At 69.6% G+C, this 26,795-nt stretch carries 23 protein-coding genes; 18 read left to right on the forward strand and 5 right to left on the reverse strand.

Annotation, left to right across the window (positions count from 1 at the left end):
* Window positions 1-103: 103 nt before the first annotated feature.
* Entirely contained in the window at window positions 104-2,026 is a 1,923-nt protein-coding gene (locus OG555_RS29520; protein WP_329475818.1) for an N-acetylmuramoyl-L-alanine amidase, read from the forward strand.
* A gap of 10 nt (window positions 2,027-2,036) precedes the next feature.
* Window positions 2,037-2,768, forward strand: coding sequence for a nucleotidyltransferase domain-containing protein (locus OG555_RS29525; RefSeq protein WP_329475819.1), 732 nt, complete (start codon window positions 2,037-2,039; stop codon window positions 2,766-2,768).
* On the opposite strand, the gene OG555_RS29530 is transcribed toward OG555_RS29525, so the two are convergent.
* Window positions 2,761-3,231, reverse strand: coding sequence for a YbaK/EbsC family protein (locus OG555_RS29530; RefSeq protein WP_329475820.1), 471 nt, complete (start codon window positions 3,229-3,231; stop codon window positions 2,761-2,763). The genes OG555_RS29525 and OG555_RS29530 overlap by 8 nt on opposite strands.
* A 10-nt stretch (window positions 3,232-3,241) precedes the next feature.
* Complete coding sequence (locus tag OG555_RS29535; protein ID WP_329475821.1) at window positions 3,242-3,787, reverse strand: DM13 domain-containing protein; 546 nt, start codon at window positions 3,785-3,787, stop codon at window positions 3,242-3,244.
* Between the two features lie 350 nt (window positions 3,788-4,137).
* Between OG555_RS29535 and OG555_RS29540 the strand changes: the two genes are divergently transcribed.
* From OG555_RS29540 to OG555_RS29575, 8 genes are all read left to right on the forward strand, one after another.
* The gene (locus OG555_RS29540) at window positions 4,138-4,704 is read left to right on the forward strand and encodes a DUF6504 family protein (RefSeq protein ID WP_329475822.1); all 567 of its coding nucleotides are present in this window, start codon (window positions 4,138-4,140) and stop codon (window positions 4,702-4,704) included.
* Entirely contained in the window at window positions 4,701-5,174 is a 474-nt protein-coding gene (locus OG555_RS29545) for an SAV_6107 family HEPN domain-containing protein (protein WP_329475823.1), read from the forward strand. The genes OG555_RS29540 and OG555_RS29545 overlap by 4 nt, the downstream gene beginning before the upstream one ends.
* Before the next feature lie 440 nt (window positions 5,175-5,614).
* Entirely contained in the window at window positions 5,615-6,826 is a 1,212-nt protein-coding gene (locus OG555_RS29550) for a DUF480 domain-containing protein (protein WP_329475824.1), read from the forward strand.
* A gap of 150 nt (window positions 6,827-6,976) precedes the next feature.
* Entirely contained in the window at window positions 6,977-8,011 is a 1,035-nt protein-coding gene (locus tag OG555_RS29555; protein ID WP_329475825.1) for an ABC transporter ATP-binding protein, read from the forward strand.
* Window positions 8,008-8,823, forward strand: coding sequence for an ABC transporter permease (locus OG555_RS29560; RefSeq protein WP_329475826.1), 816 nt, complete (start codon window positions 8,008-8,010; stop codon window positions 8,821-8,823). Before OG555_RS29555 ends, OG555_RS29560 begins: the two co-directional genes overlap by 4 nt.
* Complete coding sequence (locus tag OG555_RS29565; RefSeq protein WP_329475827.1) at window positions 8,820-9,662, forward strand: ABC transporter permease; 843 nt, start codon at window positions 8,820-8,822, stop codon at window positions 9,660-9,662. Before OG555_RS29560 ends, OG555_RS29565 begins: the two co-directional genes overlap by 4 nt.
* A gap of 90 nt (window positions 9,663-9,752) precedes the next feature.
* The gene (locus OG555_RS29570) at window positions 9,753-10,499 is read left to right on the forward strand and encodes a methyltransferase domain-containing protein (RefSeq protein WP_329475828.1); all 747 of its coding nucleotides are present in this window, start codon (window positions 9,753-9,755) and stop codon (window positions 10,497-10,499) included.
* Between the two features lie 217 nt (window positions 10,500-10,716).
* Complete coding sequence (locus tag OG555_RS29575; RefSeq protein WP_329475829.1) at window positions 10,717-11,130, forward strand: DUF3040 domain-containing protein; 414 nt, start codon at window positions 10,717-10,719, stop codon at window positions 11,128-11,130.
* Between the two features lie 151 nt (window positions 11,131-11,281).
* On the opposite strand, the gene OG555_RS29580 is transcribed toward OG555_RS29575, so the two are convergent.
* The 3 genes from OG555_RS29580 to OG555_RS29590 all read right to left on the reverse strand — a co-directional run bounded on the left by OG555_RS29580 (window position 11,282) and on the right by OG555_RS29590 (window position 15,947).
* Entirely contained in the window at window positions 11,282-13,639 is a 2,358-nt protein-coding gene (locus tag OG555_RS29580; RefSeq protein ID WP_329475830.1) for a transglutaminase family protein, read from the reverse strand.
* A 79-nt stretch (window positions 13,640-13,718) separates the two neighbouring features.
* Window positions 13,719-15,005, reverse strand: a complete 1,287-nt coding sequence (locus OG555_RS29585) for a DUF58 domain-containing protein (protein WP_329475831.1) — start codon at window positions 15,003-15,005, stop codon at window positions 13,719-13,721.
* Window positions 15,006-15,008: 3 nt separating this feature from the next.
* On the reverse strand, window positions 15,009-15,947 hold the full coding sequence (locus tag OG555_RS29590; protein WP_442914542.1) for an AAA family ATPase: 939 nt from the start codon (window positions 15,945-15,947) through the stop codon (window positions 15,009-15,011).
* A gap of 647 nt (window positions 15,948-16,594) precedes the next feature.
* Between OG555_RS29590 and mraZ the strand changes: the two genes are divergently transcribed.
* From mraZ to murD, 8 genes are all read left to right on the forward strand, one after another.
* Window positions 16,595-17,026, forward strand: a complete 432-nt coding sequence (gene mraZ / locus OG555_RS29595) for a division/cell wall cluster transcriptional repressor MraZ (protein WP_132144096.1) — start codon at window positions 16,595-16,597, stop codon at window positions 17,024-17,026.
* Window positions 17,027-17,271: 245 nt separating this feature from the next.
* Window positions 17,272-18,237, forward strand: coding sequence for a 16S rRNA (cytosine(1402)-N(4))-methyltransferase RsmH (rsmH, locus tag OG555_RS29600; RefSeq protein WP_329475832.1), 966 nt, complete (start codon window positions 17,272-17,274; stop codon window positions 18,235-18,237).
* Window positions 18,237-18,911, forward strand: a complete 675-nt coding sequence (locus tag OG555_RS29605; protein WP_329475833.1) for a hypothetical protein — start codon at window positions 18,237-18,239, stop codon at window positions 18,909-18,911. Before rsmH ends, OG555_RS29605 begins: the two co-directional genes overlap by 1 nt.
* 481 nt (window positions 18,912-19,392) lie before the next feature.
* Window positions 19,393-21,174: a peptidoglycan D,D-transpeptidase FtsI family protein gene (locus OG555_RS29610; protein WP_329475834.1), complete on the forward strand. Its 1,782-nt coding sequence runs from the start codon at window positions 19,393-19,395 to the stop codon at window positions 21,172-21,174.
* A 50-nt stretch (window positions 21,175-21,224) separates the two neighbouring features.
* Window positions 21,225-22,751 carry a UDP-N-acetylmuramoyl-L-alanyl-D-glutamate--2,6-diaminopimelate ligase gene (locus tag OG555_RS29615; RefSeq protein ID WP_329475835.1) on the forward strand — a complete coding sequence of 509 codons (1,527 nt, stop codon included), beginning with the start codon at window positions 21,225-21,227 and terminating at the stop codon, window positions 22,749-22,751.
* On the forward strand, window positions 22,748-24,145 hold the full coding sequence (locus OG555_RS29620; RefSeq protein ID WP_329475836.1) for a UDP-N-acetylmuramoyl-tripeptide--D-alanyl-D-alanine ligase: 1,398 nt from the start codon (window positions 22,748-22,750) through the stop codon (window positions 24,143-24,145). Before OG555_RS29615 ends, OG555_RS29620 begins: the two co-directional genes overlap by 4 nt.
* A 29-nt stretch (window positions 24,146-24,174) precedes the next feature.
* A complete protein-coding gene (mraY, locus tag OG555_RS29625; RefSeq protein ID WP_405072231.1) occupies window positions 24,175-25,224 on the forward strand; it encodes a phospho-N-acetylmuramoyl-pentapeptide-transferase in 1,050 nt (349 codons plus the stop codon).
* 118 nt (window positions 25,225-25,342) lie between these two features.
* Complete coding sequence (murD, locus tag OG555_RS29630) at window positions 25,343-26,782, forward strand: UDP-N-acetylmuramoyl-L-alanine--D-glutamate ligase (protein ID WP_329475838.1); 1,440 nt, start codon at window positions 25,343-25,345, stop codon at window positions 26,780-26,782.
* The last annotated feature ends 13 nt before the right edge of the window (window positions 26,783-26,795 follow it).

Genomic DNA, 26,795 nt, shown 5'->3' on the forward strand with positions numbered 1-26,795 from the left:
GGTGAGTTTTGGTTAACCGTTGACATCCGGCTCGCCTCGACCCACAGTGACTAGGCTGCCAGTCTGTGTGACCGGCACCCGCCCTTGGGTTCAGGAGAACAACATGCTGCGTCGTCCGAAGATTCTCGCCGCACTGGCTGCGGTAGCGCTGCCCATCACCTTGACCGGCGTGTCGTCCGGAGGTCCACCCGCGGCCGCTGCGCCGCCGCCGGCATCCGCCGCCGTCGAGGCCTCGGCGTACAGCGCGGCCGCTGCGAAATACGGCGTACCGGAGTCCGTCCTGCTGGCGGTGTCGTACTCGGAGTCGCGGTGGGACGACCACCGGGGCGCACCGAGCACGTCGGGTGGCTACGGCCCGATGCACCTCACCGCTCTCGACCCCAGCGTGGTCGCGGACCTGTCCGGCAAGCAGAAGGTCGCCAAGGCCTCGTCGTTGCGGACGCTCTACAAGGCCTCCGACCTGACTGGTCTGGACCCGGCCGCGCTGCGCACCGACGCCACCGCCAACATCAACGGTGGTGCCGCACTGCTGGCGTCGTACCAGCGATCCCTCGGTGTGCCTGTCGGCGCTAACACCTCTCCGGCCGAGTGGTACGGCGCAGTGGCGTCGTACGCGGAGACCGGGGACCGGGTGGCTGCGTCCGGCTTCGCCGACGACGTCTACTCGATCATGGCCCACGGTGCCGCCCGGACGACGAACACCGGGCAGCAGGTCGTGATGCCTGCCGTCGCTGTCACGCCGGACAAGGCACAGGTCAACAAGCTGACACTGCCCGCGGGCACGAAGCCGGCGAACTCCGGAGTGGAGTGCCCGCCGTCGCTCGGGTGCGAGTGGCTGCCGGCCCCGTACTCGGAGTTCGGAACTGCTGGGGACTACGGCAACCATGACCTGGCGAACCGGCCGAAGACCGGCAAGATCGACTACATCGTCATCCACGACACCGAAGGCACCTGGCAGGGTGTGCTCAACCTGGTGCAGGACCCGACGTACGTGAGCTGGCAGTACACGATGCGCTCGTCCGACGGCCACACGTGGCAGCACGTGAAGGCGAACGACGTCGCCTGGCACGCCGGCAACTGGTACGTGAACATGCACAGCATCGGCATCGAGCACGAGGGCTTCGCGCCGCAAGGTGCGACCTGGTTCACCGAGGCGCTGTACCGCAACTCGGCCAAGCTGGTGAGCTACCTGGCCGCGAAGAACAACATCCCGCTCGACCGGGCCCACATCATCGGCCACGACCAGGTGCCGGGCACGGTCCCGTCGACGGTCGCCGGCATGCACTGGGACCCGGGACCGTACTGGGACTGGGAGCACTACTTCGATCTGCTGGGCGCTCCGATCTACGGGCACTCCGTGTTCCCGGTGAAGGCCGGCTCGATCGTCACCATCAAGCCGGGCTTCGAGGGCAACGTCCAGGTCGTCAGCAACTGCGACGCTCCGGGCACCCCGTGCACGCCGCAGGCCACGAACTTCGTCTACCTGCGTCAGTCGCCGGACGACAACGCTCCGCTGGTCAAGGACATCGGTCTGCACCCGAGCGGCATCGACGGGACCACTGACGTCTCCGACATGGGCTCACGGGCCGCCGCCGGCTCGCAGTACGTCGTGGCGCAACGGCAGGGCGACTGGGTCGCGGTCTGGTACCTCGGGGCGCTGGGATGGTTCAAGAGCCCGGCGTCAGCTCCGGATGCGTTCGCGAAGCCGGGTCTCGTGGTGAAGCCGAAGGATGGCATGGCCTCGGTGCCGGTGTACGGACGTGCGTACCCGGAGCAGGCGGCGTACCCGGCGGGCATTCCGTACCAGACGGTCACGCCGCTGCAGTACACGATCGGCGCCGGCCAGGCCTACCCGGTGGGTGATGCGAACATCGAGACGGACTACTACCGGGCCGTGACGTTCGCGGGTCAGCCGCCGACCGACCACGTGCAGGTGCTCGGCACGGACCGGTACTACCAGATCTGGTTCGGGCACCGGATGGCTTACGTCCGCGCCGCCGACGTGGACATCCGCCCAGCCGTCTAGATTGGGTCCTGTGATCGACGAAGCCGTCCAGCGTCTGCTGGACGGCTTCGTCACGTCGATCCGCGAAGTCGCGGCCGTCGAGGCTGTCTGGCTCCACGGCTCGCTGGCCCTCGGCGACTTCCAGCTCGGCCGTAGCGACCTCGATGTCGTCGCCGTCGTCGCGTCGCCACCGCCGGCCGCGATCGAGGACATGCACCGACGGCTGATCCGTGCCGCACCACTGGCCGCCAAGCTGCATTGCTCCTACCTGGTCGCGGCGGAGCTGGCCGACCCCGCCGTCCGGCACGCCACGTTCGCCCAGGGCCGCTACTTCGACCGCCCGGTGACGCCGGTGACCCGCCGGGAACTTGCCCTGAGCAACCTCTCGCTGTTCGGCCCACTGCCATCGTCGTTGCTACCGGCAACCAGCGACGCGGAGCTCGCCGCCTTCATCCGGCGCGATCTGCGGGACTTCTGGTTCCCGGTGACCAGCAAGCGGACCCCGTGGTACGCCGACATCTGGGTCGACCTCAGCCTGCTGACGATCGCCCGCGCCCACGTCACACTGACGACGGGGGAGCTGATCACCAAGCGCACCGCCCTCGACGTGCTGCCGTCTCTGCACGCCCCCGCCGCTGTGGTCTCCGATATCACTCGCCGACGCTACGGCCCATCGCGCCGCCTGGCCCCGTGGTGGCGGCACCGCCGGGCGGTGCTGACCCGGCGGTTCGTGAGTACGACGATCCCGCAGGTGATCAGTTGACGGTGATCGGGGTGCCGTTGGTGAGGGTGAGGAGTTCGGCGTACGTGGTGGGGAAGACCGAGTGGGGGATCCCGGCGGCTGCCCAGACCACGTCGTACTGCTCGAGGGCGGTGTCGACGTACGTCGGGACCCGGCCGGGGTGGCCGACCGGGGCGACGCCGCCGATCGACTGACCGGTGTGCTCCTTGACGAACTCCGGGGTCGCGCGGCGTAGCTTGCCGATCCCGAACTCGGCGGCGACCTTCGCCGTGTCGACCCGGTGCGCGCCGGACGTCAGGATCAGTACCGGGGTGCCGTCGCCGTCGAAGATCAGGCTGTTGGCGATCGCGCCGACCTCACACCCGAGCTCGGCCGCCGCGGCCGCCGCCGTCGGCACCGCCTCGTCGAGGATCACGATCTCACCGGTGGCGCCGGCCGCCCGCAGGGCGTCGGCCACCTTCTGCACGTTGGGATGACTGCTCACCTCCGGAACTCTATGCGAGCTCTGCGGCACCGAACGACACGTTGAACCGATCACACCAGATCGCGACGCTGCGGAAGTCCTCGAGCCTCAGGTCGGTGGGGATGGGGTAGTTCTGGTTGCCGTGGTTGCCCTTCAGGCTGCCCAGGCTGCGATAGCGGCCGTCGTCGAACACGTGCCAGCCGCCCTTGGCCACTGTGGCGTCACTGAGCCAAACCTTGAGGTCGGGGCCGTCGGAGGTGCTGAGGTTCTCCAGCCGGAGCACGCGAGACCCGTCGGGCAGCTCGAGTACGGCGACTGTGCCGGACGTCTCGTGTTCGTGCGTGATCAGCTTTCCGGTCAGCAGTGTGACCGGTCCGGGCCTGGTCGACGGCCGTCGCGCCGAAACTGTCGGTGGCGTCGTCGACGATGAGTGCGTGGAGATCGGAGCAGTGCCGGGGAGCGCCTCGTCGACGACCTTGTCGGTGACGAGCTTCCACGGCTGGAAGAGCGGCAACGCGACCGCCGCTGCCACGACGGCAACGGCCGCCGCGGTGATTCCTGCTGCCCGTTTCCGCACTGTCGTCCCCTTCGTCGGCTCGCTCCCAGTCTGGCGGCCGGAGCGGGCGTGCGGTGGCGCGCCGGGCTTACGGGCCGTTGACGATTGTCGGCGGACGACGCTACGCTTCCAGTGTTCGAACAGATGTTCGATTACCTCTGACCCGGTTTCGTCGGGAGGCCGGGCGGGGGTGAGCCGGACAGCTGGACGGCTCCGGTGCGGAGTTGCGGCCGCATCGGAAACCGGTGGTCCCGGCGGGCCGGGCACCGGGGTGGACCTCGACCCCCACCCCGTGCCGGCCCGCCGGGCCTCCGACCAGGGGCCCAGGGCCCGATCAGGGGCAGCGGTTCGTTCACAGGAGGCGATGGAGCATGTGGGAGTTCGACGAGGCCGTCGAGGTGCACTCGGTGGTTGTGGACGACACCGAGACCCCGGACCAGTTCCTCTGGCGTGGCCGCCTCTGGCGAGTCTGCTCCGTCCAGTCCCACTGGACCGAGACCGCCGCATGGTGGGAGCGCGGCATCATCGGCACCGGCCTGACGTACGACGGGCGCGCCGACCACTGGGCTCACGCCGAGCGCACCCACGCGGGTAGCGCAGCGACGCGCCACCACATGAGCGGCGCGGTGGCGTCGGCGAGTCCCCGTTCTCTCGCCGACTGCCTGGCCGCGCTCGCTCCCGCCGGTAGCGATGGCGCATTCGCTGCCGCCGGGAGCGCCACGGGGAAAAGCGGTGCGGATACGGCCGGCGGGGAGCCGGCTCGCGGACTGTCCGGGAGTCCGGCGGCAGTCGGCGTACTGGATGCGGACTGGGGCCCGCGGCGGGCGGTGTACCGGGTGGAGGCGGGGTGCGGCCGGCACGGTCGGCGGGAGCTGTTCGATCTCGCGCACGACCCGGACTCCGGCCGCTGGCAACTGGAGAGGGTGACGGACCGATGACTGTTTCACCGGTTTCCCCTGCGGCCGCAGGGGCGGCGAGCCGGGAGTTGTCTCGCGCGCGAGCCGCGCTGGCCGAGGCAGTGGAGACGAGCGACCACCTGATCCGCTACTCGAGCGCCCACGTCGCGGCGCTCCGGGTCGCGGCCGCGGTCCTCGCCGTCCGCGCCCGTCCGGTCCGTTCAGGCCCTCGTCGCCGGGTCCAGCGGAACGCCTGGGTGCTGCTGGCCGAGGTCGCTCCGGAGTTCGGCGAGTGGGCCACGTTCTTCGCCGCGGGCGCTGCCCAGCGTGCCGCCGCCGAGGCGGGTCTCGAGCGCGCCGTCAGCATTCGCGAGGCCGACGACCTGGTGCGTGCCGTGGACACCTTCTACACCCAGGTGGAAGCCAGCCTCCGCCTCTCCACGACCCCCGCCCTGACGGCGACCACCGATCCCCAGTCCGTCCTCACCCAACCCTGGATGCAAGCCAGCTGACCAGCCGGCGACGCAGGAGACCCCGAACGTGATCGAACGACGCAGCCGTCTGGACCGAGGCATGGGCGTAGACCTGTGCGGCCGAGTGCACGCCATCACCGGCATCGAGTGCTACCTGCCCGACACGCACTACCCGCGCCCCCACCACTCCCTGACCGGAGAGTCCTGGCACGACGGCCTCTGCACCCACTGCGCCGGCGCCGGCATCCAAGCCGGCGCCCCCTGCCCTCACTGCAACGGCACCGCCTTCGAACCAATAACCCTCCCAGCCCCAGACACTCCCCAACCCGGCTAACAGCCCGGAGGCTGCGGTGGGTGGAATGGAGGGTGACCCTCCGAGCCGCAGACACCCCCCAACCCGGCTGACCAACCCCTCCAACTCACGCGGCCGGAGGCTGCGGTGGGGGGAATGGGATGGGGGAGGCTTTAGGGTCTTGGGCGTGAGTGAACTTCCTGTTCTCGAGGCCGAAGATCAGCGTGTGCTCGGGAGTCTGCTGGAGAAGCAGACGACGGTGCCGGCGTCGTACCCTCTCACCGCGAACGCCCTGCGGACGGCCTGCAATCAGACGAGTAATCGGGAGCCTGTCGTCGACTACGACCAGGCGACGGTAGAGCGGACCGCGCGGTCGCTCAGGGACCGGGAGCTGGTGCGGATCGTCTGGGTCGACACCGGCCGGCGGACGCTGAAGTACCACCAGATCCTCGACGAGCGGCTCGGGCTCGAGACCGACGAGCGAGCGCTGCTCACGGTGTTGCTCCTTCGCGGCGCACAGACGCCCGGTGAGCTGCGTACCCGCACCGAGCGACTCCACGGGTTCGCCGACCGCTCCGAGGTCGAGGTCTGCCTGCGCCGGATGGCGGAACGCCCCGAGCCCTTGGTCCGCGAGCTCGACCTGCGCCCCGGCCAGCACGACCGCCGCTGGATCCATCTCCTCGGGCCGGTGCCGGGGCAGGCCGAGCCGGTCGTCGCGGAGACGGTCGACCGGGACGTGGTGATCGCCGAAGGAGCCGAGGCGCGGGACGCTCGGGTGCGTTCGTCGTACGACGCCGTCGCCGAGACGTACGCCGACCGCCTGGCCGACGAGCTGGCCGGGCTGTCGTTCGAGACCTGGCTGCTCAACCGGGTGATCGCCGACGCCGGCGGACGCCCGGTGGTGGAGGTCGGCTCAGGCCCCGGACACATCACCGCGTACCTGGCCGAGCATGGCGCCGATGCCACGGGCGTCGACTTCTCCCCGGCGATGGTGGCCGAGGCCCGCCGACGCTTCCCGGACCGGAACTTTCAGGAAGGCGACCTGCGGCGGCTAGGTCGCCCACCGACCAGCTCCGGATGGGCGGCCGTCCTCGGCTGGTACTCCCTGATCCACCTGGCGGCCGCCGAACTCCCCGACGCGATCGCGGCCCTCGCGCGCCCGCTCGATCCCGGCGGCCTGCTCGTCCTCGCCCTGCACGCCGGAGCCGAGGTCCGCCACGTCGACCAGTGGTTCGGCCACGAGGTCGACCTCGACGTCGTCCTGCACGACCCGGCGTTCGTGGTCGACGTCGTCGAGTCCGCCGGTCTCGTCGATGTCGAGTGGTACCTCCGCGGTCCGATCGCCGCCCGGGAGGAGACGACCCGGCGCCTGTACGTCGTCGGCCGCACCGCCTCCTGACCCCGCGAAATGCGGTGGACATCGCTTTCCGGCCTACCTTAGCGTTTCTCCTGGCAGCCGTATGTCGGAAGGACCAGAGGGCTTCGCGCGCTCTGCGCTGACGTTGCCCGGTCCGACGCACCAACCGACTCTCGAAAGCGGTGCTCATCCGTGACGCACGCATCCCATCAGGTCCCCTCGCCGCAGCCACCGGTGATCGCGGCGACCTCCCTCACCAAGACCTACACGTTCCACAAGCAGCAGGCCGGTCTCGGCGGGGCGATCAAGAGCCTCGTCCGGCGGACGTACGAGACCCGGCTCGCCGTCGACAAGATCACGTTCAGCATCGATCGCGGCGAGGTCGTCGGGCTGCTCGGCCCGAACGGCGCCGGCAAGACCACCACACTGAAAATGCTCTCCGGCCTCCTGTACGTCACCTCCGGCGAGCTCGAGGTCCTCGGCTTCGCCCCGTCGGACCGCAAGCACGACTACCTGCGCCGGATCGCGCTCGTGATGGGGCAGAAGACCATGCTCTGGTGGGACGTCCCCGCGATGGAGAGTCTCCTGCTGCACAAGGACATGTACGGCCTCACGACGAAGGAGTTCGACCGCAACGTCGCCGAGCTGGCCGAGCTGCTCGATGTCGAGGACCTGCTGAACGTCCAGGTTCGCAAGGTCTCCCTCGGCGAGCGGATGAAGCTCGAGCTGATGGCGGCCCTCGTGCACGGGCCGGAGATCCTGTTCCTGGACGAGCCGACGATCGGCCTCGACGTGGTCGCGAAGGCGCGGGTGCGGACGTTCCTTGCCGAGGTCAACCAGGTCCGCGGCACCACGATCCTCGTCACCAGCCACGACATGGACGACATCGAGGCACTCTGCTCGCGGGTGATGATCATCGACCACGGCGGCCTGCAGTACGACGGGGGCCTCGACGAACTCGTGCACACGGCGCGCCCGCGCAAGCTCGTGCAGGCGACGTACGCGACGACCGTCGACGGCGACCGCCTCGCCGGTCTCGAGGGCGTGACCGCGGTCGACAGCTCCGGCCAGCTGATCAAACTCGAGGTGGATCGCGAGCGGGCCGGCGACGTACTCGAGCAGCTGACGCGGATCGGTCCACTGGTCGACCTCGATGTCGCGGACGCCGACGTCGAGGACATCATGCGCGACCTCTTTCTGCGCCGCAGCACGCTGGGGGACGCGTGACGGCCACGCTCCTGCGAAACCTCCGGGTCCTGCGCCGGATGACCGCGGCGGAGATCGCCCAGCAGTCCATCTACCGCGGCGCGTGGATCATCTTCATGGCGGCCAACGTCTGCGTGCCGATCATCTCGCTGCTCATCTGGCGCACGGCGATCGCGAACGGGGCGCAACTTCCGATCGACGAGCGGTACGTGACGACGTACTTCGTGCTGCTCAGCTTCGTCACGATGGCGACGTCGTCGTGGATGACGGGCTTCCTGGCCAACGACATCAGGCTCGGCAAACTCTCCCGTTGGATGGTGCGTCCGGCGTCGTTGCTGCTGGGCTTCATCGCCAACAACTTGTCGGAGAAGTTCCTGAAGCTGTTCGCGCTGGTGCCGATGATCGGCGTGCTGTGGTGGATCTTCCGCGACTCGATGAACATCCCGGCCGGTCCGGACCGCTGGGCGCTGTTCGCGGTCAGCATCGTGCTCGGGGCGATCCTGGTGTTCACGATCGACATCCTGATCGCGGCGCTCGCGTTCTGGATGGACGACGTGTCCGCGCTGGCCCAGGCACGGTTGATCATCGCGAGTGTGCTGTCCGGGTCCGTCGTACCGCTCGCGCTGATGCCGGACTGGTCGCGCGGCTTCATCGACAACCAGCCGTTCAGGTACACGGTGTCGTTCCCGGTCGAGATCGTCGCCGGCGACCTGTCCGGCCAGGATCTCCTGGTGGGCTTGGGCGTTCAGTTCGCATACGTGCTCGGGTTCGCGACAGTCGCGCGCCTCGTCTGGGCGGCCGGGATCCGCGCGTACTCGGCGGTGGGCGCATGAGCACGTACGTCGACGACCGGCCGCCGCTCGACCGCAACTGGCTGCACAAGCAGCTGCGCCACCTTCGGCTGTGGCGGCGGTTCCTCGCGCAGGCAGTGGTTCGCGAGACGCACTATCGCGCGCACTTCGTCACCACCTTGCTGGTGGGTCTCGTCCAGCTCGGGCTCGGCATCGTGCCGATCCTGTTGCTGTTCGGCTTCACCCAGGAGATGCACGGCTGGTCGCGGGCCGAGGTGATCACGCTCGTCGGCATGTACCAGATCATCACTGGCCTGATGGCGGCGTTCGTCGCGCCCAACCTGGACCGGATGACGGCCTACATCACCGAGGGCGAGCTCGACGCGGTGCTGCTGCGTCCGGTGTCGAGCCAGTTCTACCTGACGCTGCGGTGGATCAACGTCGCGGAGCTCAGCAACGTCGCGAGCGGCATCCTCGTTCTGGTGATCGGGCTCGTGCAGTCGGGCACCAGTCCGGATGTGGGGCAGATCCTGCAGGCGCTCGTACTCGCGGCCTGTGGGGTGGTGCTGCTCGCGTCCGTGTGGAGTGCGATGTCGTTCCTCGCGTTCTGGCTGCAGTCGGTGAACCCGATCGGAGCCATCTACCTGAACCTGGTCGAAGCGGGCCGGTATCCGCTGGTGTTCTTCCCGGCGGTGGTGCGGACGTTCCTGACCTTCGCGTTCCCGGTGGCGTTCGCGACGACGTTCCCGGTCCAGGCGCTGGCGGGCGACCTCGGCTGGGCGCCGGTGGCCGGCGGGATCGCGCTGTCGGTGGTCGCGGTGACGCTCGTCCGGATGCTGTGGCGCCGCGGGTTGCGCTCGTACGCCAGCGCGAGTTCCTAGGGCCTGGTGCGGGTCGGGAGTGGGATGCGGGGTGGAAGTAGGGTGTGGCCCGGTGGGGTGGGCGTTGGGGGACCGGCTGGAGGGTTGTGGATGGTGGATCGGCGGCGGCGGGGTGTGCGGACCGCGCTGGTAGGCGAGGCTTTGCGGGTGGCGCTGGCGGGACGGGCGCGGACCGATCCGGGAGCCGGGCTGGACATCGTCGACCTCGGGGGCGGCACCGGCGGGTTCGCGGTGCCACTGGCTGTCGAAGGGCACCGGGTGACGGTCGTCGACCCGAGCCCGGACGCGCTTGCGTCGCTGGAGCGGCGTGCCAGTGATGAGGGTGTGAGCGAACTGGTCCGTGGCGTCCAAGGGGACGCGGCCGAGCTCCCTGGACTGGCCGGTGAGTCGAGTGCGGACGCCGTCCTGTGCCATGGCGTGCTCGAGGTCGTCGACGACCCCGTTCAGGCGTTGCAGGCGATGGCTTCGGTACTGCGGGAGGGCGGCGTACTGAGTCTGCTTGTTGCCCAGCGCAACGCTGTCGTGCTGGCCCGCGCGCTGGCCGGTCACCTCGCCGAAGCACGCGTCGCGTTGCAGGACCCGGACGGGCGCTGGGGTCCGAGCGATCCGATGCCGCGGCGGTTCGACGAGGCCGGGATCACGGCGCAACTCGCCGACGCCGGCTTCATGGTGCACACGGTGCACGGCGTACGCACGTTCGCCGACCTCGTCCCGTCCGCCTTCGTCGACTCCGAACCGGGGGCCGCCGAGTCCCTCGCCGAGCTCGAGCGCGCCGCCAGCCAGCACCCGGCATTCCGCGCCCTCGCCACCCAGCTCCACATCCTCGCCACCCGCTGATCACGGACGGTGATCGACGGGTGACCTGCGGCGGGAGGGGCTTTCCCGCGGTCGCGAAGCTGTGAGAGAACTGTGAGCAACATGCCGTCGAGCGCGGGTTCGGAGCTCGTGTCGTAGGGGCAGTTGCCGGACCGTGACGCGCTGGACAGGCGGTCAGGGTTTCGTGTGGGGCACGCGCGGCCTAGACTGAAGGCGGCCTATCGAGATCGCGCTCATCATGGAGGGATCGACGGTGCCCCTCTCGGAAGAAGAGCAGCGCCAGTTCGAGCAGCTCGAACGCGCCCTCGCTGCGGAAGACCCGAAGTTCGTTTCCGCCATGCGAGGGACCAATGTGCGCTTGTACTACAAGCGCCGGGCAGTTCTTGCCGGCGTCGGATTTGTGCTGGGCATCGCGGTGCTGATGACCGGCGCGATCGTTCCCAACACCATCATCGGAGTCGTGGGCTTCGTGATGATGGTCGCCTGCCTCTACATCGCGGCGCTCAGCATGAAGCGGATCAGCAACGCCGGGGACACCGACGACATCCCGCCGCCGCCGGCCAAGAAGCACCGGACCCGGCACGACTCGTCCGGCAGCTTCATGGAGCGGATGGAAGATCGCTGGCGCCGCCGCCGCGACGAAGACCTCTGACAGCGCGACGCGCCGCCTGAGCGCGACCCCAGTCGACGAACCACACCCGTGCCCTGGTGGGACGGGTGTGGTTGTTTTTTGCCTCCTGAACCGGCGGCAGAGCATGCGAAGGGCCGTGTACTCCGGGTGGAGTACACGGCCCCTGTGGTGCTCAGTTGGCGTGGCGGCGGGGGAGGACCAGGGACCGGAGGCGGGCCAGGAGGAGGTCGAACTCGTCCAGGAGGTCGGAGGCCTCGGTGCTGCCCCGGTTCAGGTACCAGCGCCAGGACGGCGGCAGCAGGCGCGCCCGCCAGCGGCGACGACGGGGAGCTCGACTCCAGAGAGCCTTGCGTACGGCGGCCGCCTCCGATGTGAGGTCCACAGTTGGATTGGCGTCCCCGGCGTACCGGAGCGCCTCGATGCCGCGCGCCAGCCGGAGTGCGTCGGGCTTCGTCTCGGCGGGCAGCTGCGAGACGAGCCACTCACCCGTCTGTCGTGGCGTGGACACGTCGGACCAGTCCAGCCCGAGGTCGCGGGAGGTGTCCCGGATCTCGGCCCACAAGCCCTCGGCCGAGGCGCGGCCCGGCTCCCGGGCGAACCGCCGCCGCCGGGTCAGGCTGCGGATCATCCAGGGGATGGAAATCAGCAGGATCACCCCGGCGCCGATCCCGACCGCACGGCCCCCGCCCTTGGTCCACCAGTTGCCGCTGTTCAGGGTCGGGATGCCGCTGTCGGCCGGCAGGTTGGGGTCGAGGTTCCGCCGGCTGATCTCGGGGTCGCCGGTCGCGCCGGGCGAGGACGGTGCGGTGCTCGGTGCGGTCGATGGGTTCGTCGGGTCCGGGCTGGCGGCGACCGTCCAGTTCGGAGTGCTGGCCACCCGCGCGGCCGGGGTCGGCTCGAAGCGGACCCAGCCGGTGCCTTGGAAGTACAGCTCCGGCCAGGCGTGCATGTCGTGCATCCGGACCGTGTACTGACCGTCCTTGCCGGACTGACCGGGCAGGAAGCCGATGCCGACCCGGGACGGGATGCCCGCGATGCGTGCCATCAGCGCCATCCCGGTCGCGAACTGCTCGCAGTACCCGGACTTGTTCTCCAGCAGGAAATCGCTGATCGCCTTCATCCCGCTGCCGCGGGCGTTCTCGGTGCTGTAGGTGAAGCCGCCGCCGCTGCGGAACCACTGCTGCAGCAGCACCGCCGCCTCGAACTTGTTGCCGTTGGCACCGGCAATGATCTTGTCGGTCAGCGTCTTGATCTCTGTCGGGGTGCGCTGCGGGACGGCGCTGGTGTACTGGTCCGGCTGGCCGGTGAAGACCGCGCTGGACAGCTGATCCGGCGTCGGCTGCAGGTCGTACGACGTCGCGCTGTACTTCTTGCCGGCGATCACCTGCCCGCCCGCGGAGACGATGTCGAGCGCGCCGGCGTCGTACCGCCAGTCCCGCTTCAGGGAGATCGAGTGCAGCGGGTAGGGGACCGGCACGAACTGGGACCGGAAGTTCCGGGTGACGTCGATCTCCATCTTCGTCTCCGGGACCTTGGACAGGTCGCCGATGTAGCCCGGCGGCGGAGTCAGGTCGCCGTTGATCTTGTGGCCGTCCTCCCGGGGCGATATCCGCCAGGTGTTGCCGTCGAAGAGGTCGAGCGCGGTCAGCCGAAGGTACGTCCCGCCGGACGGGCCGCCCTTGTACGTGAGCGCGACCACGTTGTCGCCTTGCTTCAGGTTCTTGGCCATGTCGAGCATCGGGTCGGTCGACGAGATCGACGTGCCGAACCCGCTCCCCGGTCCGGCGCCGGCCAGACCGTTGCCGATGACACCTTCCGGCAGGGCCGGCAGCAACGCCGGCAGCAGGGCGGCCAGCGCGACCACCGACAGGCCGATCCGGCGGCCGGCCTGGCCGAGCGCGGACGCCTCGACGGGCTCGGCCGCATCCAGGTGCGACACCCCGGAGATGCGGCGGCCCCAGCGGCTCAGCCTGCTCCGGCCCTCCGCGGACAGCAGCAGGATGTAGCCGACCGCCGGCGGGATGAACAGCAGCGCCGGCAGTCCGCCGTGCACGGTCGCGGCCGGCACCGTGTACATGATCAGCAACAGCAACCCGGCCCACGCGGCCTGCCGGAGCTGTACGGCGATGATGTGGATGAGCAACCCGGTCGCCGAGATCACCGAGACCGCGAACAGGGTCAGATGCGAGTCCGGCGGCAGCGGCGCGCTGAACCGGTTGATCGAGTCCATCGCGTTGACCATCTGCTGGTTGAACTCGAGCGCGGTCGCCTTCCACGGGATCAGCCCGAACTTCAGCGTGTCCTTCAGGAAGAAGATCGAGAGCAGTTCGACCAGCACCACGAACTGGACCAGCGGTACGACGGCCCGCGGGGTGCGCAGGTTCTGCAACAGGACGCCGACGCCGGTGATCACGGCGCACACAAGCGCACTGACGAACAGGAACGGCCCGGAGAACACCGGCGTGAGCACCAGCGACCCCAGTACGGTCGCTCCCCAAGCAGCGAGAGAGATCCTGGCGTGACCGGTCATGAGCCAAAGCCCCCTGACCGCGCCCGCGCCGGACGCCCGGCCATGACCCGCCGCGCCGGAGGCGCGGCCACAAGTAGAGTCATGCGATCCTTCCGCTCCGCAGTCCGAGGGTGGACCACACGGTGGGTAGGTGATCTCCGCGCTGGACCTTGACGACCCGCCAGCCGTTCCGGCGCAGTTCGTTCTCGGTGGCGGCGGTGGCCGCGCTCAGGCGGGCCGCCTTCTCCGTCGCCTCGGCGCCGACCGCCCAGCTGGCCGCGTCCAGCAGCAGCGCGACCCCGGTCGCCTGGCTGGTCCGCCACCGGTTCAGGGCGACGACGTCGTCGGAGCTGCACGCGCCGACGATCGCGATCACCAGGCTGGGCTCCTGCGCGTGGCGGTCGACGGTCAGCAGCGGACCGACCTCGGCGTACCGGTGTTCCTCGACGGTCGCGCACTCGGTCAGCAACTGCTGCGCGGTCAACGGCTGATGGACGGCGGCCGACGTGCGACGGGCGATCGCCGCCAGGGTCGTCGGCCCACCGAGCATGGTGGTGACGTAGCCGCGGCGGATCCGGTCGGTGCCGATCGAGGCGGCCGCGCTGACCGCCCACTCGAGGCTGGACGACGGTCCGTGCCCGTGGTGCGAGATCGTCCGCGCGTCCAGGAACATCGTGCACCGGCTCTGCCAGGGCTGCTCCTCGCGCCGGACCATCAGCTCGCCGCGGCGGGCCGTCGATCGCCAGTGCACCCGGCGCAGGTCGTCGCCGTCGCGGTACTCGCGGACGGTCGCATCCTCCTCACCGGCCGACGCGATCGCCCGCGGCCGGTTCTCGCCCGAACCGGCCCGGTCGGCGCCCAGCCGGATCTCGGGCAGTCGGTAGACCCGCGGCGTGACCAGCAGGTGCTGGCTGCGGGTGAACGTCCGGCTGGTCTCGACCAGCCCGAAGGGGTCGGCCACGGTCAGCATCAGCGGCCCGACCTGGAACAGCCCACGGACGTCGGACTTGACCGGGTACGTGACGGTACGACGCCAGTTCGGGCTGACGCGGTCCACCACGAACCGTGGCCGGTGGCCCAGGACATAAGGAATGCGGTCCTCGAGCAGCAGCAGACCGGCGGGCATCCGGCCTTGGTTGCTCAGCGCAAGCTCGACCGTCGCCTGCGTCCCTACCGGGACCTGGTCCGGCGCGAGGCTGCGCCGTACCTGCAGGCGGAGCCTGGTCCGGCCGACGACGAGCGCCGCCACGACCGGCAGGGCGACCAGCAGGACGCCGACCCGCAACAGGTCCTTCTGCCCGAGCAGGAGCGCGCACAGCGAAGCGGTGATACCGGCAGCGAGGAATGCCCGCCCCCTGGTGGTCAGTCCGCGCAGTGCCTGCCGCATGTCTCAGTCCCGACGCGTGCGGGGCAGCGGCACGGTGGCCACCAGCCCGGAGATGATGTCGGCTGCACCGCGCCCACCGAGATGCGCCTCAGCCGCTGGAAGGACCCGGTGCGCCAGCACCGGCACCGCGAGCTCCTGGATGTCGTCCGGCAGGACGAACTCCCGGGCATCGAGCGCCGCGGCCGCGCGCGCGGCCCGGATCAGGTGCAGCGTCGACCGTGGGCTGGCCCCGAGCCGGAGCTCCTGCGACCGGCGGGTCGCACCCACGAGGGCGATCGCGTACTCCTTGACCGACTCCGACACGTGCACCGACTGCACTGTCTTCACCAGGCGCAGGATCTGCTGACCGTCGGTGACGGGCTGCAGCGTGAGCAGCGGATCGTCGGCCGCGTGCCCGTCGAGCATCCGCAGCTCCGCGGCCGGCTCCGGGTAGCCCATCGAGACGCGGGCCATGAAGCGGTCGCGCTGCGCCTCGGGCAGCGGGTAGGTGCCTTCCATCTCGATCGGGTTCTGGGTCGCGATGACCATGAACGGCGCCTCGAGCTGGTACGTCGTGGTGTCGACGGTGACCTGGCGCTCCTCCATCGACTCCAGCAGCGCGGCCTGGGTCTTCGGCGAGGCGCGGTTGATCTCGTCACCGACCACGATGTTCGCGAACACCGCGCCCGGCTTGAACTCGAAGTCGCGGATTTCCTGGTTGAAGACCGAGACGCCGGTGATGTCCGACGGGAGCAGGTCCGGCGTGAACTGGATCCGGCGCACGGTGCAGTCGATCGACTTGGCCAGCGCCTTGGCCAGCATCGTCTTGCCGACGCCAGGCACGTCCTCGATCAGCAGGTGTCCCTCGGCGAGCAGCACGGTGATGGCGACCTCGACCACGTCGGGCTTGCCCTCGATCACCTGCTCCATCGCCCGGCGGACACGTCCCGCCACCTCGGACAGCTCGTCGAAATCCCCGGCTCCTGCCAACGCCGAGCTGGTCGCGGTGGTGCTCACCCTGAGTCCTCTCCATTCATTGACGGCCGACACATTCTCACCCGCTGTAGGGGTCGGGCCTAGAGCAGCGGGGGTTTCGTTACCTGGCGTTTCGGTGTTCATCGGCACACGCCCTCACGGCGGGTCGGTCTCTGGTTTCGAGATTTGGCGTCCCTCCAAGCGTACGGGCGGAGAAAGCAGTGCGTGGGGCGTACGACGTACCGAACGCCTGCAAGGTTCACGGCCCGCACCCCCCAAGAGTTCACCCACCCCGGCGCCCGACCCCCACTTTGAGCATCCACCAACCATTCTGACCACCGGAATCTGGTTGGTGCGTGCCCAAGGTCGGCCGGGGAGCGGAGTGGAGGGGAGCGAGTGGAGGGGAGTGGAGGGGAGCGGGGTGGGGAGTGAAGTGGAGGGGCTGAGCGTGGATCTGGGCGATCGAGGCGGCAGCGACACGCGGTGGAGTCGCGCCGGAATCAGGCGGCACGGGGAGCGATTGGGGCGGAAGTTGGTTGACGGTGGTGCAAAGTGGAGTAAGGTGGAGCGCAGTGGGACCCAAGTGGTGGAAACAGCTCGCCTGAGACGGAGAGTCCGCAACGGGGAGGTGGAGCGTGTTCCTCGGAACGCACTTCCCCAAGCTCGACGACAAAGGACGGCTGTTCCTGCCGGCGAAGTTCCGGGACGAACTGGCTGACGGCCTGGTGATCACGCGTGGACAGGAGCGGTCGCTGTCCGTGTGGCCGGAGCGCGAGTTCGTTCAGCTGACCGAACAGTTGAAGCAGGCGCCGATCACCAACAAGGGTGCGCGGGACTATCTGCGGATGCTGTTCGCCGGGGCCTCCAACGAGGTGCCGGACAAGCAGGGCCGGGTCACCATTCCGCCGATGCTGCGCGATTACGCGGGACTGGATCGTGACTGCGTCGTCATCGGGGCGATGAACAGGGTGGAGATCTGGAACACGGAGAACTGGAACAGGTACTCCGCGGAGCAGGAGCAGGCATTCGCCGACCTCTCCGAGGAGGTACTGCCCGGCATCTTCTGAAGCTGAACAGTGGGCAAGCGGCATCGCGAGCACACCGGCCGTCCGGTGAGATCACGGGTCCGACTTCCGACCTCATGTGTTGGCGCCACTTCCCCGGCGCCAAGACCCCGAGGTACTTCCCCGGAAGGCGAACCCGCGATCTGACCGGACGGAGTCGTCTCCGCACGGCTCACCACTGATCGGCACCGCAACACCACAGAACCTGCGGGGGCAGGGTCGCTCCCGCGGCGACGGAAGGGTCGAGGATGGACGCTGCGGAGCGGCATGTGCCGGTGATGCTGGAGCGCGTGGTCGCGCTCCTGGCGCCGGCACTCGCGCATCCCGGTGCCGTCCTCGTCGACGCGACCCTCGGTCTCGGCGGTCACTCCGAAGCCTTCCTGCGGCAGTTCCCGGACGCCCGGCTGATCGGGCTCGACCGCGACCCGGCCGCGCTGCGGCTGGCCGGTGACCGGCTGACGCCGTACCAGGAGCGGATCACCCTCGTCCACGCGGTGTACGACGAACTCCCGCGCGTACTGTCCGACCTCGACGTGCCGGCGATCGACGGGGTCCTGTTCGACCTCGGCGTCTCGTCGATGCAGCTGGACGAGGCCGAGCGCGGCTTCGCCTACGCGCAGGACGCGCCGCTGGACATGCGGATGGACAGCACCGGCCCGACCACGGCGGCCGACATCGTCAACACCTACAGCGCGGCCGACCTGGCCCGGATCCTGTTCCAGTACGGCGAGGAGAAGTTCGCCCGGCGGATCGCGGACCGGATCGTGCGGGAGCGCGAGACCGAGCCGTTCACCACCAGCGCGCGACTTTCGGAGCTGGTCCGCAACGCGATCCCGCAGGCGGCCCGTCGTACTGGCGGACACCCGGCGAAGCGGACGTTCCAGGCGCTGCGGATCGAGGTGAACGGCGAGCTCGAGGTCCTTCGGCGAGCCCTGCCGGCCGCGCTCGCGGCGCTGGCGCTGCACGGCCGGATCGTGGTGATGAGCTACCAGTCGCTCGAGGACCGGATCACCAAGCAGACGTTCGCGGCCGCGACGAAGAGCGACGTGCCGGACGACCTGCCGGTGATTCCGGCCGGGCACGAGCCGTATCTGAAGCTATTGACCCGCGGGGCCGAACGACCGACCGAAGAGGAGGTCGCGGCGAACCCGCGGGCTGCCTCCGCTCGAGTGCGGGCGGCTGAACGCATCCGGGAGAAGGGGATGGTGGCCTGATGAGTACTGTCTTCAGCCCGCAGAAGGCGCGGGTCACGCCGGCCGCTCCGGCCAAGCGCTCGGAGCCGAAGCTGCGGGTGGTCTATGGCGCGCCGTTCCGGCCGCCGCGGATGCCGTTCGTCATCTTCGTGGTGTCGCTGCTGGCGGCCGGCCTGGTCGGCCTGCTGCTGCTGAACACGGAGTTGCAGAGCGGGACGTTCGAGATCACCCGGCTGAACAGCCAGGCCGACCAGCTGCGCGATCAGCAGGAAGGTCTGGAGAAGCAGGTCCGGACGCTCGAGTCGCCGCAGAACCTGGCCGACCGGGCGCTGCGGATGGGCATGGTGCCGAACCCGAACCCGGTCTTCCTGCGGCTGTCCGACGGGCGGGTGCTCGGGGTGCCGGCGGAAGGAAAGGCCGGCACGGGTACGTCGATGTTCGGTCCGGGGACGCCGACGGGCACCGCGACCAAGCCGCCCGTGAAGCCGCCGGTCGCGAAGCCACCCGCCAAACCGCCGGTCGTCAAGCCGCCCGTGGTCAAGCCGCCGGCGGGCACGGTGAAGCCGGGCACGGTGAAGCCGGGGACGACGACAGCACGGACAGGTACGGCGACGGGAAACAAGCCGCCCGCCACGACGAACAAGCCGCGCGCCGGTACGACGGGAGCGCAGGGCACCACGACCACCGGGGGATGATCGGATGACGGACCGACGGGGCAGCGAGCCGCCGCGCAAGCGCGGCACTCAACCGGGCCGGGGCAACCCGGCCCGCAAGGCTCCGTCCCGTCCGTCCGCCACTACAGACAGCACCCGAACCACCCCCCAGCGTCCCGAATCCACCCGGGAAAGACTCCTCCGCCAGGCCCGCGAGGAGCAGGAGGGTGCCGCTCCGCGCCGCCCGGCCGCGGGCGGGGAAGGAAGGGCCTCGAGTGGGCGGAAGCGCCCTGCGCCTGATGGTGCGGGGCGCGCGGCTGCGCCGCGCAAGCGCGCGGGGGGCAAGCAGGCGCCGAAGGCGGCCGGCGACCGGCCGGCGCCTCGCCCTGCTCCTGACGGAGCCGGGAGAGCGCCTGCCAAGAAGGCTGCGGCGAAGAAGGCTGCGGCCAAGAAGAGCCCGCCGCGGAAGCGGCCGCAGAGCAGGCGGCCTCCGCAGCCGCGGAAGGTCAGGAAGCCGCCGCGGGTGCTGAAGCTGGGGCGGCCGGGGTTGCGGTTGCGGATGACGTTCGGGGTGATGGCGTTCGTGCTGTCGCTGTTCGCCGGGCGGCTGGTGTTGTTGCAGGGCGTGGACCCGGACAGCTACGCGGCCGCAGCCGCGCGGGAGAACACCCGGGACTTTCCCCTGCACGCGTCCCGCGGCACGATCGAGGACCGCAGCGGTGTCCAGCTGGCCGTGTCCGAGGACGCGGTCGCGATCACCGCGGACCCGAGCCAGACGAAGCCCGTGGCCGAGCAGCTCGCCGCGATCCTGGCGCCGAAGCTGACGGGCACGACGTACGCCAAGCTCGTCGCCGCGATGACCGGGGCCGGCCAATTCGCCTACCTCGCGCACCAGGTCAGCCCGCAGAGCTGGACGGCCATCCAGGCCGAGATCAAGACCAGGAACGCCGGCATCGCCGAGCAGAACAAGGGCAAGGCCAAGGAGCAGCAGGCTCCACTGCTGGCCGGCCTCTACACCGAGGACGACCCGATCCGCAGCCACCCCAACGGCAGCGTCGCCGCGACCGTGGTCGGCGTCGTCGGCGCTGACGGCAAGGGCCTGTCCGGGCTCGAGTACGGCCTGAACGACAAGCTGTCCGGCCATGACGGCAGGGCGATGTACGAGGTCGACACCCGGGGCAACAAGATCCCGAACGCGAATCACACGGTCGAGGAGCCGAAGCCCGGCGTCAGCGTGCAGCTAACCCTGGACACGGACCTTCAGTTCTTCGCGGAGAAGCGGATCCAGCAGGCGGTCGAGCAGTACCACGCCACCTCCGGCACGGTGATCACGATGGACGTGAAGTCCGGCGAGATCCTGGCGATGGCCAACTACCCGTCCTTCGACCCGAACGGGAAGTACAAGTCGGCCGACCTGAACAACCCCGCGCTGGAGCGCACCTACGAGCCCGGCAGCGTGCAGAAGGTGGTCACGATGGCCGCCCTCGCCGACGCCGGGCTGATCGACCTGAACACCAAGCTCCGGGTTCCCGGCAGCATCGAGGTGCAGCGGCGGACGATCAAGGACCACTGGGACCACGGCCCGCTCAACCTGACCATCGCCGGCGTGGTCGCGAAGTCGTCGAACGTCGGCACGATCATGGCCGCGCAGCAGATGCGGATCCCGCAGTTCGTGAAGTACCTGCACGACTTCGGCTTCGGCGAGCCGACCGGGCTGAACTTCCCCGGCGAGAGCAACGGCCTGATGAAGTCGGGCGACGAGTGGCCCGAGCTGACCCGGTCGAACGTCGCGTTCGGTCAGGGCCTGTCGGTGAACGCGGTCCAGATGACCGCCGCTGTGAACGCGGTCGCCAACGGGGGCGTCTACGTCCCGCCGAAGCTGGTCCGCAACTACATCGACGCGAACGGCACCGTCGTACCGAACCAGACGCCGGCGCCGCACCGAGTGGTGAGCGAGAAGGCCGCCAAGGAGGTCGCCACGATGATGGAGGCGGTGACCGCGAAGAAGGGCACCGCGCCGCAGGCGGCGATCGACGGCTACCTGGTGGCCGGCAAGACCGGGACGGCGCAGCAGGTCGACCCGAAGACCGGCAAGTACGGCAAATGGGCGACGTCTTTCGCCGGATTCGCTCCCGCCGACAACCCACGGTTCGTTACGTACGTCGTACTGCACGATCCCCTGGGTGCTCGGGGTGGTGGCTTCCAAGGAGGACCGGTGTTCCGAGACGTGATGAGCTACGCGCTGCAGAAGTACGTCGTCCCGCCGTCGGGGGCGAAGCAGCCCGACGTTCCCGTCACCTGGTGACGCAGGGTCAGGTAGGAGTCACAGGGTCCGGAGCGGTAGCCTCAGGGCCCGTGTCCACCCCTACCGCCGCAGGCGGCGCCGTCGCAGCGATCAGGCCACGACATGTCGTGCCGGTCAGCCTTGCCGACGTCGCCCGGATCGCCGGAGCAGCGGTCCCGGCCGGTCCGGCTGCCGACGTCACCGGCGTCACGCTCGACTCCCGGTCCGTACTTCCCGGCGACCTGTACGCCGCTCTGCCAGGAGCCGTCACGCATGGTGCGGAGTTCGTCGCGAAAGCGCGGCAGTCCGGCGCTGGCGCCGTACTCACGGACCCGACCGGCGAGGAGCGGGCCGCGGCAACCGGTCTCCCGGTGCTCGTGGTCGCCAGGCCGCGGGACGTGCTCGGTGCGGTCGCGGCGCGGATCTACGGGGAGCCGACCAGTGAGCTGCGCCTGCTCGGAGTGACCGGGACCAACGGCAAGACCACGACCAGCTTCCTCTTGGACGCCGTATTGCGTGAGCTCGGCCGGACAGCGTTGATCGGGACGATCCAGACCCGGATCGGCGACGAGGTGGTGAAGAGCGTCCGGACCACTCCGGAGGCCACCGACCTGCAGGCGCTGTTCGCCGTGATGCGGGAGCAGGCGGTCGCGTGGTGTGCGATGGAGGTGTCGAGCCACGCGCTGGCGATGGGCCGGGTCGACGGGGCTCGCTTCGCGGTCGCGGGGTTCACCAACCTGACGCAGGATCATCTGGACTTCCACCGCACGTTCGAGGAGTACTTCGCGGCGAAGGCCTCGCTGTTCACCCCGGAGCGGTGTGATGTGGCCGTGGTGACGATCGATGACGAGTACGGGCGCCGGCTCGCCGCGCAGACCGTCGTACCTGTCGTTACCGTCTCCACCAAGGGCGACGCCGACTGGACGGTGGCCGGCCGGCATCAGTCGGAGCACGGCACCACTGTGCTCGACATCCAGGGGCCGCACGAGGCGCTGACGGTCGAGATCGCGCTGCCCGGGGACTTCAATGTGGCGAACGCGCTGCTCGCGACCGTGATGCTGCGGCAACTCGACGTACCCGCCGAGGCGATCGCGGCCGGGCTGCGGACCGCGACCGTCCCGGGGCGGATGGAGGCGTTCACCCGCGAGGACGGCCTGGCGGTCATCGTCGACTACGCGCATACGCCGGACGCGGTCGAGCTGGCGCTCCAGGCCGCGCGGAGTGCGACGAAGGGCCGGCTGTTCGCGATCGTGGGCTGCGGCGGCGACCGTGATCCCGGCAAGCGCCCGGCGATGGGTGCCGCGGCGGCGCGGACCGCGGACGTCGTGATCGTCACCGACGACAACCCGCGCAGCGAGGACCCGGCGGCGATCCGCGCAGCCGCGCTGGCCGGCGCCCGCGCGGCGGTCCCCGGCGTAGACCTGCACGAGATCGGCGACCGCCGGCAGGCCATCGCGAGCGCGATCGCGCTGGCCGGGCCGGGCGACACGGTCGTCGTACTGGGCAAGGGCCATGAGACAGGCCAGGACGTCGGCGGTGTGATCCACCCGTTCGACGACCGCGAAACCGTGCGTGAGCTGTTGGAGGCAGACCGGTGATCCCTGTCAGTTGCGGCGAGATCGCCGACGCTGTGAACGGCGAGCTCGCGGGGGTCGTCGCCCCGTCGGACGTCGTGGACGGCGCGGTGGTGATCGACTCGCGAGCCGCCGGCCCCGGTGGGCTGTTCGTCGCCCTGCCGGGCGAGAACGTCGACGGGCACGACTACGTCGGTACGGCGACCGCCGCAGGCGTCACGGCGTCACTGACGGCCCGGCCGGTCGAGGGCAGTCCCTGCATCGTCGTCGCCGACCCGCAGGCCGCGCTCGGAGCGCTGGCCCGCCTGGTGGTCAGCCGCCTTCCCGACCTGACCGTCATCGCGCTGACCGGCTCGTCGGGGAAGACCAGCACCAAGGATCTGATCGGGCAGCTGATCCGCTCGCACGGCGAGACCGTGGTGCCGGAGGGTTCGTTCAACAACGAGATCGGGCACCCGCTCACCGCGCTGCAGGCGACGGAGCGGACGAAGTACCTCGTCGCCGAGATGGGCGCGCGGCACCAGGGCGACATCACCTACCTGGCCGGGATCACGCCGCCGAAGATCGGGCTGGTGCTGAACGTCGGTACCTCACACATCGGCGAGTTCGGGTCCCAGGACAACATCGCCGTCGCCAAGGGCGAAATGATCGAGGCCGTGACCGCCGGCGGCACCGCGGTGCTCAACGCCGATGACCATCGCGTCGCCGCGATGCGAAGCCGGACGCGGGAACGGGTGCTGACCTTCGGCGAGGCACCCGAGGCCGACATCCGGGCGGAGGGCGTGAAGCTCGACGCCGAGGGACAGCCCGCGTTCACCCTGCGCATCGGTGACTTCAGCGGCGACATCCAGCTGCAGTTCATCGGCGAGCACCACGTGTCGAACGCGCTGGCCGCCGTTGCCGTCGGGTCGGCGGTCGGTATGACCCCCGAGCAACTCGCGGACGGCCTCAACGCCGCCACGCGGGTGTCCGCGGCACGGATGGAGCTGACCGAGCGCCCGGACGGCGTGACGATTATCAACGACGCCTTCAACGCCAACCCGGACTCGACCCGCGCCGCACTGAAGGCATTGGTCGCGATCGGCCGCTCGCGCGGGGCGCGGACCTGGGCGGTGCTCGGCGAGATGCTCGAGTTGGGCGACGCGTCGGCGGACGAGCACGACGCGATCGGGCGGCTGGTGGTGCGACTCGACGTGAACCGGCTGCTCGTGGTCGGAGCGGGGGCGAAACCCATTCATCTCGGTGCCTCGCTGGAAGGCTCCTGGGGCAACGAGTCGGCCTACGTCGACAGCATCCCGGAAGCGCTCGAGCTGCTGCGATCCGAGCTGCGCGCGGGTGACGTCGTACTGGTGAAGTCCTCGAAGGGGTCGAAGCTCCGCAGTCTCGCGGACGCGCTGATCGGGGAGGACGCGCAGTGATCTCGATCCTGTTCGGCGGCGCCGTATCGATGGTGCTGACACTGCTCGGCACGCGCTGGGCGATCACTCTCCTGGCCCGGCGCGGCTACGGCCAGGAGATCCGCGACGACGGCCCGACTTCTCACCACACCAAACGCGGTACGCCGACCATGGGCGGCACGGTCTTCATCCTCGCCACCATCATCGGGTACTTCGCCGCGAAGCTGTTCACGATGACCCCGCCGACCGCCTCGGCGCTGCTGGTGCTGTTCCTGTTCGCCGGGATGGGCGCGGTCGGCTTCCTGGACGACTTCATCAAGATCTTCCGGCAGCGCAGCCTCGGCCTGCGCAGCAAGGCGAAACTGGCCGGTCAGACGATGGTCGCGGTGGTGTTCGCGGTCCTCGCGCTGCAGTTCCCGGACGAGCGCGGCCAGCGGCCGGCATCGCCGTTCATCTCGTTCATCCGCGACATCGGCTGGCTGGAGCTGCCGGTGATCCTCGTGGTGATCTGGATCCTGCTGCTGATCGCCGGGATGTCGAACGGCGTCAACCTCGCCGACGGTCTGGACGGTCTGGCCACCGGCGCCTCGATGATGGTGTTTGGCGCCTACACGCTGATCTGCATCTGGCAGTTCAACCAGAGCTGCGCGACCGCGCAGGGCGTCGGCGCGAAGTGTTACGAGGTCCGGGATCCGCATGACCTCGCCGTTGTCGCCGCCGCGTTGACCGGTGCGCTGTTCGGCTTCCTGTGGTGGAACGCCTCGCCCGCGAAGATCTTCATGGGTGACACGGGTTCGCTGTCGCTGGGTGGCGCGCTGGCCGGCATGGCGGTGATGACCCGGACCGAGTTGCTGGTGCTGCTGCTCGGCGGTCTGTTCGTCATCATCACCGCCTCGGTGATCCTGCAGGTCAGCTACTTCAAGGTCACCAAGCGAACCACCGGTGTCGGCAAACGGATCTTCCGGATGGCGCCGTTGCAGCACCACTTCGAGATGCTCGGCTGGGAGCAGGTGAACGTGGTGATCCGGTTCTGGATCATCCAGGGCCTGTGCGTGGTGATCGGTCTCGGGATCTTCTACGCGGAGTGGGTGGCCTCATGAGCTGTGTTGAATTGCCGCGCCTCCGGCACGGCGGGTCACGGGGCCTTGGCTCCCGCCCTTCCCTCGTCGCTTCAGTCGCTTCGCTCCCTGCGCTCCTCAGTCCAGGGCGGGAGGCCCCGTGACACTGCGAACACGCATCGATGACGGCTGGGCGACGACCCGGTTCGTCGTTCTGGGCTTCGGCACAGCGGGCTACGCGTGTGCCGACTCGCTGCTCCAGGCCGGCGCTGAGCACGTCGCCGTACTCGACGACCGGGACAACGAAGGCTTGCGCGAGAAGGCGCAGATCCTGGAGGTCCTCGGCGCCAAGGTCACCCTCGGTCCCGGCAGTACGGCGGAACTCCCCAAGGAAGTCGATGTCGTCGTGACGTCGCCTGGCGTACCGCCGCACGCGCCGCTGCTCGCTCAGGCGGCCGAGCGGGAGGTGCCGATCTGGAGTGAGATCGAGCTGGCCTGGCGGCTGCGCGACCCGGCGAACGCCGCGCCCTGGTTGTGCCTCACCGGCACCAATGGCAAGACCACGACCGTGCAGATGCTGACCGCGATGCTGACCGCCGCGGGTCACCGAGCCGTTGCTGCGGGCAACGTCGGATTGCCGCTGCTCGAGGCCGTGATGGACCCCGAGCCGTACGACGTGATCGCGGTCGAGCTGTCCAGCTACCAGTTGCACTTCACACACTCCATGTCCGCGCACTCGGCCGCCGTACTGAATCTCGCGCCGGACCATGTCGACTGGCACGGCTCGATGGACGCCTACGCCAAGGACAAGGGGCGGATCTACGAGAACTGCCAGGTCGCGTGCGTGTACAACGCCGCCGACCCGGCCACCGAGCAGCTGGTGATGGACGCGGACGTGATCGAGGGCTGCCGCGCGATCGGCTTCACCCTCGGTACGCCGGGACTGTCGATGGTCGGCCTGGTCGACGACTTGCTGGTTGACCGCGCGTTCGTCGAGCAGCGAGCGACGTCGGCGCTGGAGCTGGCCACGATCGACGACGTCACTCCGCCCGCGCCGCACAACGTGGCGAACGCGCTGGCCGCGGCCGCGCTGGCCCGGGCGTTCGGCGTACCGGCGACGGCGGTCCGGGACGGGCTGCGTGGGTTCAGGCCGGACAAGCACCGGATCGCGCACGTCGCGGACGTTGCCGGGGTCAACTATGTCGACGACTCGAAGGCGACCAACCCGCATGCCGCCCAGGCGTCGCTGCTCGCGTACGAGCACGTCGTGTGGATCGCCGGTGGTCAGGCCAAGGGCGCGACGTTCGACGAGCTGGTGATCGCGGCCCGGGAACGTTTGCGTGCCGTCGTACTGCTCGGTCAGGACCAGGCCGTGATCGCGGAAGCTCTCGAGCGACACGCACCGGATGTCCCGAGGATCATGATCGAGGCAACCGACACTGGAGCCATGGAGATCGTGGTGGGGGAGGCGGCGAAGCTCGCACAGGCGGGTGACACCGTGCTGCTCGCGCCCGGCTGCGCATCCTGGGACATGTTCGCCAACTACGGAGCCCGCGGGGACGCCTTCGCCGAAGCCGTACGTCGGCTGGGCGACAACTGATCCGGGGGTGATC

It is taken from the genome of Kribbella sp. NBC_01484, from assembly GCF_036227145.1.
Lineage (GTDB): Bacteria > Actinomycetota > Actinomycetes > Propionibacteriales > Kribbellaceae > Kribbella.

What these genes read in the sequence shown, in the direction of transcription:
- OG555_RS29580 (WP_329475830.1), bottom strand. Translation starts at nt 13,639, where the DNA reads ATGACCGGTCACGCCAGGATCTCTCTCGCTGCTTGGGGAGCGACCGTA.
- OG555_RS29575 (WP_329475829.1), top strand. Translation starts at nt 10,717, where the DNA reads ATGGAGGGATCGACGGTGCCCCTCTCGGAAGAAGAGCAGCGCCAGTTC.
- OG555_RS29585 (WP_329475831.1), bottom strand. Translation starts at nt 15,005, where the DNA reads ATGCGGCAGGCACTGCGCGGACTGACCACCAGGGGGCGGGCATTCCTC.
- mraY (WP_405072231.1), top strand. Translation starts at nt 24,175, where the DNA reads ATGGTGCTGACACTGCTCGGCACGCGCTGGGCGATCACTCTCCTGGCC.
- OG555_RS29605 (WP_329475833.1), top strand. Translation starts at nt 18,237, where the DNA reads ATGAGTACTGTCTTCAGCCCGCAGAAGGCGCGGGTCACGCCGGCCGCT.
- OG555_RS29570 (WP_329475828.1), top strand. Translation starts at nt 9,753, where the DNA reads ATGGTGGATCGGCGGCGGCGGGGTGTGCGGACCGCGCTGGTAGGCGAG.
- OG555_RS29565 (WP_329475827.1), top strand. Translation starts at nt 8,820, where the DNA reads ATGAGCACGTACGTCGACGACCGGCCGCCGCTCGACCGCAACTGGCTG.
- OG555_RS29520 (WP_329475818.1), top strand. Translation starts at nt 104, where the DNA reads ATGCTGCGTCGTCCGAAGATTCTCGCCGCACTGGCTGCGGTAGCGCTG.
- OG555_RS29545 (WP_329475823.1), top strand. Translation starts at nt 4,701, where the DNA reads ATGACTGTTTCACCGGTTTCCCCTGCGGCCGCAGGGGCGGCGAGCCGG.
- OG555_RS29540 (WP_329475822.1), top strand. Translation starts at nt 4,138, where the DNA reads ATGTGGGAGTTCGACGAGGCCGTCGAGGTGCACTCGGTGGTTGTGGAC.
- rsmH (WP_329475832.1), top strand. Translation starts at nt 17,272, where the DNA reads ATGGACGCTGCGGAGCGGCATGTGCCGGTGATGCTGGAGCGCGTGGTC.